Source organism: Photobacterium sp. OFAV2-7 (genome assembly GCF_022347985.1).
Taxonomy (GTDB): Bacteria; Pseudomonadota; Gammaproteobacteria; order Enterobacterales; family Vibrionaceae; genus Photobacterium.
Genome location: NZ_JAKRFQ010000225.1, coordinates 1 through 6,458 on the forward strand (window position 1 = coordinate 1; position 6,458 = coordinate 6,458).

Below are 6,458 nucleotides of genomic sequence, written 5' to 3' on the forward strand. Positions count from 1 at the left end.
ATAAAGCAATGCAGATCCTGCTAGCCGGTTTCTGCATTAACCTATGTATGGGTATTTTGTACGCATGGAGTGTATTTAAACAGGCTCTTGTGGTCGATATGGGCTGGTCAAACGCTGATGCTTCGATGCCTTATACTGTTGCTGTTATCACTTTCTCACTATCACTGCTTGTCGCAGGCGTCCTGCAAGACCGTATGGGGCCGCGCCGTATCCTTATTATGGGTACCGTTATGGTCGGCCTTGGCATGATCATCTCAAGCTTCGCAACCTCACCACTGCTACTCATCCTGACGTTTGGTTTGCTAACAGGCTGTGGTATTGGATTCGGCTATGCCTGCCTGGCACCATCAGCAATGAAATGGTTCCACCCGTCCAAGAAGGGCATGGTAAACGGTCTAATTGCGGCAGGTTTTGGCTTGGCCGCGGTATACCTGGCTCCACTCACTTCATCATTGATCGGTAGCTTTGGCATCAATACCAGTTTTCTGATTCTAGGTGCCGCTGTCTTGCTTGTCGCTGTACCTTTGGCTTGTACGATCACCAATCCACCAGCAAACTACAAGCCTGAAACACCGGCTAGGGCAGCCAACAAGGCCCCTACCAAGCCGGTTGATATCAACTGGCGTAGCATGCTGAAAACCCCCCAGTTCTATTCACTATGGTTGATGTTTGCCCTAGCCTCTTCTGCGGGCCTTATGGTGATAGGAAACATTACCTCGATTGCTGCAGCTCAGGCCAACATTACCGAAGCGGCTTACCTCGTCGTTATTCTGTCTATCTTCAACTCTGGCGGCCGCGTTGCCGCAGGTATGCTGTCTGATAAGATTGGTGGAGTGAAAACCTTGATGCTTGCCTTTATTATGCAGGGTATCAATATGGCGATGTTTGCAAGCTTCCAGTCTGACCTTACCCTGATGATTGGCGCAGCGCTGGCCGGTGTCGGTTACGGTACACTGCTTGCGGTTTTCCCATCAATCACTGCGGACTTCTACGGCCTGAAAAACTACGGCGCAAACTACGGCGTACTATACACGGCATGGGGCATCAGTGGGTTCATTGGCCCGGTTGTAGCAGCCGTTGCTGTCGATACTACTGGCACTTATACCATGGCATACACGATTTGTGCTGTAATGATGGTTGTTGCAGCTATTCTATCTTTCATTACCAAACCAGTTAACCCTGAAGTATTAGAAAAGAAGCTAGCGAAAGCATAAATAATAATAAACATCATTTATCTTAGTAACTGTTAGCAAAGCCCGACATTCACTGTCGGGCTTTTTTATTTCTCAAATTTAGTCAACTCAGTACTTATATAAATCATTTTTTTGATGAATCTCTTATTTGTAATACAGCATCTTACATTTAATTACCTTTCAGATTAATGTTTTATAAAAGCCATGACTCAATAATAATACATTGTCTTTATTTTTTAATTAATTAATCACCACTGATAAGAATTCACCAATTCTAAATTCCTAACCTAACTTCATCTCTATTAATTCCCACATTTAATAACAACACTTACCTGAATTCCGATCATTATTATATGGCGGTACACATTTAACTCTAACTATAAACACTTCAAGCAACCCATTGGGGATTTTTCAGGAGCAAACAATGGAAAATAATAATATGCGAAAACGCGCCCGGCTAGGCGTATTTATCGCAGCAACGGGTCTGATCGCGGCTTCTATACATCAAGCCGTGGCGGCATCCCCCGAAAAGCCAAGCAGTTATCTTCCCGATAACCTCCCTCCTGTTCCCGGCATCGAAGAATACGTAAAAGACTATGATGCTGCGATCAAACTCGGGAAAGCGTTTTTCTGGGACATGCAAACAGGTAGCCAGGGCCAGAGCTGTGGTAGTTGTCACTTCTCGGCAGGTGCTGACATTCGCGCCAAAAACCAAATAAGTCCGGGTGTACTCAGCACCATAGTCGAAAACCAGGACAAATTTAACTACGACGGTTATCCTGAACTGCCTTCAGGGGGTAAGGGCGGACCTAACTACACGTTAACTAAAGATGATTTCCCGTTATACCAACTCGAAGATAACAGAGACAGGGATTCCAATGTCGTTTACGAGACTGATGACGTTGTTTCTTCACAAGGTGTTTCTTTTGCCAAATTTAAAGACCTCGAAGGTAACCACTATGGATCTGAATTTGAAGACGGTAAAGAGCGCTGTGAAAATCTAACCGATATCTTCCACGTCAATAACCTCAACACCAGACGAGTCGAACCAAGGAACACACCTACCGTTATTAACTCAGTTTATAATTTCCGAAACTTCTGGGACGGAAGAGCTAATAACATTTTCAACGGTGTTGACCCATTTGGCCCGCATAATGAAGGCGCCTATGTCCTTTATTACGATCGGAAGTATGGCAAAACAGTTCCTAAAAAAACACACCTTATTAACTCGAGTCTCGCTTCTCAGGCTGTGGGGCCTCCAGGCAGTAACTTCGAAATGACTTGTGACGGCAAGCCGTTCAAGACCATGGCGAAAAAACTGCTTCGCTTGACGCCATTAGGATTGCAGGAAGTACACCCTAACGACAGTGCCTTAGGCTCTTTGAGTGCCTACCCTGCCAAAGGGTTGAGAACCGACTACCGTACACTTATCAGGGACGCCTTCCATGAAGAGTATTGGATGAGCCCGCGCCATGATGAAGATGGCTATACCCAGATCGAGCATAACTTCTCACTATTCTGGGGACTGGCAATCCAGATGTACGAAAGTACCCTTGTATCTCTCGGGCATTCAAAATTTGAAAAAGGTGAAGACCTGACCCCGCTCGAATTGCAAGGAGCGCAAATATTCAGAACATTTGGTGGCCCGAATGCAGGGCGTTGTGCTGGATGTCACGGTGGTCCGGCCTTTACTCAGGCAACTCTGCACCTGACAGGAAATGAAGATGCTGTTGTCACTCAAGGCCCTGTTGGCCCGACATTTGCCCAGGCAATCCGCGATAGAGGTTTCATGAACATAGGTGTAAGACCTACAGCTGATGACCTCGGCCTTGGTGGGGAAAGTAACTTTGGCTATCCATTGTCATTTACCCGTCAGGCACAAAATGGTGAGGCTCCGGATGGAGAGCTTATCAGCGGACCTGTTGATCCTTCGGCAAGAACAGCTATTGATGGTGCATTCAAAATCCCACTATTGCATAACATTGAGCTAACTGGCCCATATATGCATAACGGTAGCCTCGCAACGTTGGATGAAGTCGTCGACTTCTACTTCCGTGGAGGTAACCGCCGTCAGGATCCGAATAACCCAATTGGCGATACTTCAGGCCATAACGGTACGGCTTCCAACCTTGTGTTTAACTTAGGCCCACTACCTCACCTTAACGAAGATCACAAGAAAGCCCTGGTGGCCTTCCTGAAATCATTGACCGATGAGCGTGTACGTTGGGAAAAAGCACCGTTTGATCATCCACAACTATTCATTCCAGCTGGTCACATAGGTGATGAATACAGTGTACAGGATGATGGTACTGGTAAGGCAGAGGTTCAATGGGTCGAGATTCCTATGGTCGGTAAAGAAGGTCGCTATGCTGAAAACCTTCCTCCAATCAAGGGATTCCTGGAAGAAAGCAGCGAAGAGCCGGAAGCCTATGATGATTATGGTGAAGTCAAGTACCCTCATCAGATCACTATCAACCTGATGGCAAACGACAAAGCGGGTAGCGCACCACTAGACTACTCATCGGTGAAAATTGTTGAAGCACCTGATAGACGTTATGGTGTGCTGACAAATCACGGTGACGGTAAAGTGAGTTACCGCCCAATGCGGAACATGGATACGAGCTTTACTTATCAAATTAAAGATAAAAACGGCTTATTCTCCAGCCCTGCTAAGGTTGAGATAAAAGTTTCACGCTAAACCACAGTAATGCTTATCGCTAATAAAAAGCCCGATGCTTTCACATCGGGCTTTTCGTTATCGAGAGTTTATCATGTAGACTGCATTCACAAGAAGTAATTACCCAGGCTTTACATTTTGGGTGCCCCATAGCCCAGTACCAATGCGTGCTATATCATCCTCAAAAAGATCTTGATACAGCTTTTTTTAGATAGCTAAGGTATTTCACAATAATCAGATTCTAAACTTGGCCACTAGAGCCGCTAGTTTTTGACTTGATGCAATGATGTCTGCATTGAAATTGGCACTATTTGAAGACACTTTTTGAGTCTCATCATTAATACGGATGATTTCTTGGATATTCTTTTCTATCATATCAAGAGTCTGCGATTGTTCCTCCGCCGCAGTTGCGATCATATCTGAACTGGTCAAATTTTGTCGAACCGATTGACTAATATTCACAAAAGAATCGCCAGCACTTTTTACTGAAATGACGGTCGTTTCAGCCTTGCGTAGACTGTTGTCCATCGCTGAGTATGTGACCTTAGATAACTGCTGCAAGTGTTCAACAATGCTGACAATTTCGCTAATAGAACTTTGTGTTTTATGAGCCAGTGATCTTACCTCGTCAGACACCACGGCGAAACCTCGGCCATGCTCGCCCGCTCGAGCAGCTTCAATCGCTGCATTAAGGGCAAGAAGATTTGTTTGCTCAGCGATATTTTCGATAACAGTAACGACAGAGCCAATTTGTTGGGTATGGTTGTCCAATTCCTCCATCTGGTTACTTGATGTATGTACGGACTCCGCCAAGCCAATCGTCATGTCAGCTGCTGAATTGATAAATTCTGTTCCATCTATCGCAATCTGATTTGTGTTGCCAAGAATGGTTGCAAGCTCACTGGTTTGAGAAGAGACATCTCTTGATGTCTGACTAATTTCATTCATCGAGTTCGCTATTTGATGAACTTCGTCACTAAGTAGCGCCACAGACTTATTGAGTTGTATTATTGTGTTATTACCTTGTTGTGTTGTATTGTCCATTACTTTTACAACTTCGCTCAACTCTGTGATTATCGAGTGAACATTATCAATAAACTGGTTGATTCCCTTACCTAGCTCGCTCAATTCGTCGTTACCCTGGACAATAACACGTTGAGTGAGATCACCTTCTCCTTGTGCAATATCAAAAATGCGATTTTTAATACTATTTAATGGATTAATAATGATTCTATTGATCAGCATTCGAAGAGACAACAGCATAATCATAACCAAAATTGCCACTTGCACCATGCTACGGTAGATTTCCCCTACTAAAGTCTCTTGAATTCTTGCATCAGTAAAATACAGACGTACAGAGCCAGCTTCAAATTGCTCTCCTTGAATCTCAAAATGCACCTTTTCATTTTTCGTGAGGTAACTTCTTCCAGTGAAGGCCTTTTCAGTAATTTGGCCATTTTCGGCATTTAGAGTAAACGAAAAGAGAACCTTTTCATCCTCGCCCATTACGTCCACAGCCATTAAATCGTTGGTACCTAACTCAGACTGGACAATCTTTTTTGCTGTATCGAGGTCAACTTTCCAAAGTGGACTAGAAAGCGTAATACCGAGCCGTTTGACACTACTCTCTGCATCATGATGTACTTGTTCTACTAACTGTTGTTGGTTCATATAAATGGATACCAACGTCGAAGCTATTAAGGTTACAGTAATCGTTATTAATACAGATATATTTAATTTCTGTCTGATTTTCATTAAAACTCCCGCCCTAATAATCCGACTTAAGATATTGATTTCTAAGTTTCTCTAACTGTTCTTGCGTAGTGCTGACATCACCAGACATTAAGAACCTGGCGAAGACTTCGAGCGCGGGAACAACAAATTCATTTTGCGTATCGCGATCGAAAAACTGAGCTACTCCTGATGCTTTTTTTAGCAATGCAGCTCCATCTCTAATAAATGCACCATCGGATAATGTTGCTTGTAGGTGAGGCGAAATCATCCCCATACCTTGATTGTATTCAGTTTGGAATTGCTCTGATGCTACATAACTTACAAGGTTCTTAATGTTCCTGGAAATAGTGGCATTACTCGGTACCATTAACACATCAAGAGGCGCATCTTCATACAAAAGAACAGAGCTATCTATGATTGGGAACGGGATAAACTCAAAGTCTTGCACTAGTGGTTTTGGAAACTCACCAGAGACAAAGTTCCCGATAAGTATCATTGCGGCATAACGATGATAAATAAAGGGCAAGGCTTCATTCCAGTCAACAACATCCTGATAGGAAATGAAAAAGCCGTTATCAATCAATTCTTTCCAGTATATGAGGACCTTTTCTATCCTTTCGTCAAAAAAGGAGTGTTTGCCTTGGAGCAGTTCACGGTGAAACGCCAGCCCATTAATACGCAAGTTCAAGTAATCGAACCATGCCGCAGCAGGCCATTTCCCCGAATTTCCTAATGCAAATGGCGTAATATTATTACGTTTTAGTTGAGTTCCAACCCGCAATAAGTCATCCCACGTTTTGGGAGGCTGCAGTCCGTACTTTGAAAAAATAGACTTACGATAATATATACCCCAC

At 43.9% G+C, this 6,458-nt stretch carries 4 protein-coding genes; 2 read left to right on the forward strand and 2 right to left on the reverse strand.

Translation table 11 applies throughout. From position 1 onward, the window contains the following. Both MHN01_RS12905 and MHN01_RS12910 read left to right on the forward strand, forming a co-directional pair. Positions 1-1,214: OFA family MFS transporter (locus MHN01_RS12905; protein WP_239411716.1), on the forward strand; the 1,214-nt coding region annotated here is incomplete at its 5' end. Positions 1,215-1,617: 403 nt separating this feature from the next. Then, complete coding sequence (locus MHN01_RS12910; RefSeq protein ID WP_239411717.1) at positions 1,618-3,891, forward strand: cytochrome c peroxidase; 2,274 nt, start codon at positions 1,618-1,620, stop codon at positions 3,889-3,891. 213 nt (positions 3,892-4,104) lie between these two features. On the opposite strand, the gene MHN01_RS12915 is transcribed toward MHN01_RS12910, so the two are convergent. Both MHN01_RS12915 and MHN01_RS12920 read right to left on the reverse strand, forming a co-directional pair. Next, positions 4,105-5,625 carry a methyl-accepting chemotaxis protein gene (locus MHN01_RS12915; protein WP_239411718.1) on the reverse strand — a complete coding sequence of 507 codons (1,521 nt, stop codon included), beginning with the start codon at positions 5,623-5,625 and terminating at the stop codon, positions 4,105-4,107. Positions 5,626-5,638: 13 nt separating this feature from the next. Then, a partial coding sequence (locus MHN01_RS12920; protein ID WP_239411719.1) for an ABC transporter substrate-binding protein occupies positions 5,639-6,458 on the reverse strand: 820 nt, incomplete at its 5' end.

Excerpts from the sequence above, each read along its gene's own strand:
- MHN01_RS12910 (WP_239411717.1), top strand. The coding sequence starts at position 1,618 with ATGGAAAATAATAATATGCGAAAACGCGCCCGGCTAGGCGTATTTATC.
- MHN01_RS12915 (WP_239411718.1), bottom strand. The coding sequence starts at position 5,625 with ATGAAAATCAGACAGAAATTAAATATATCTGTATTAATAACGATTACT.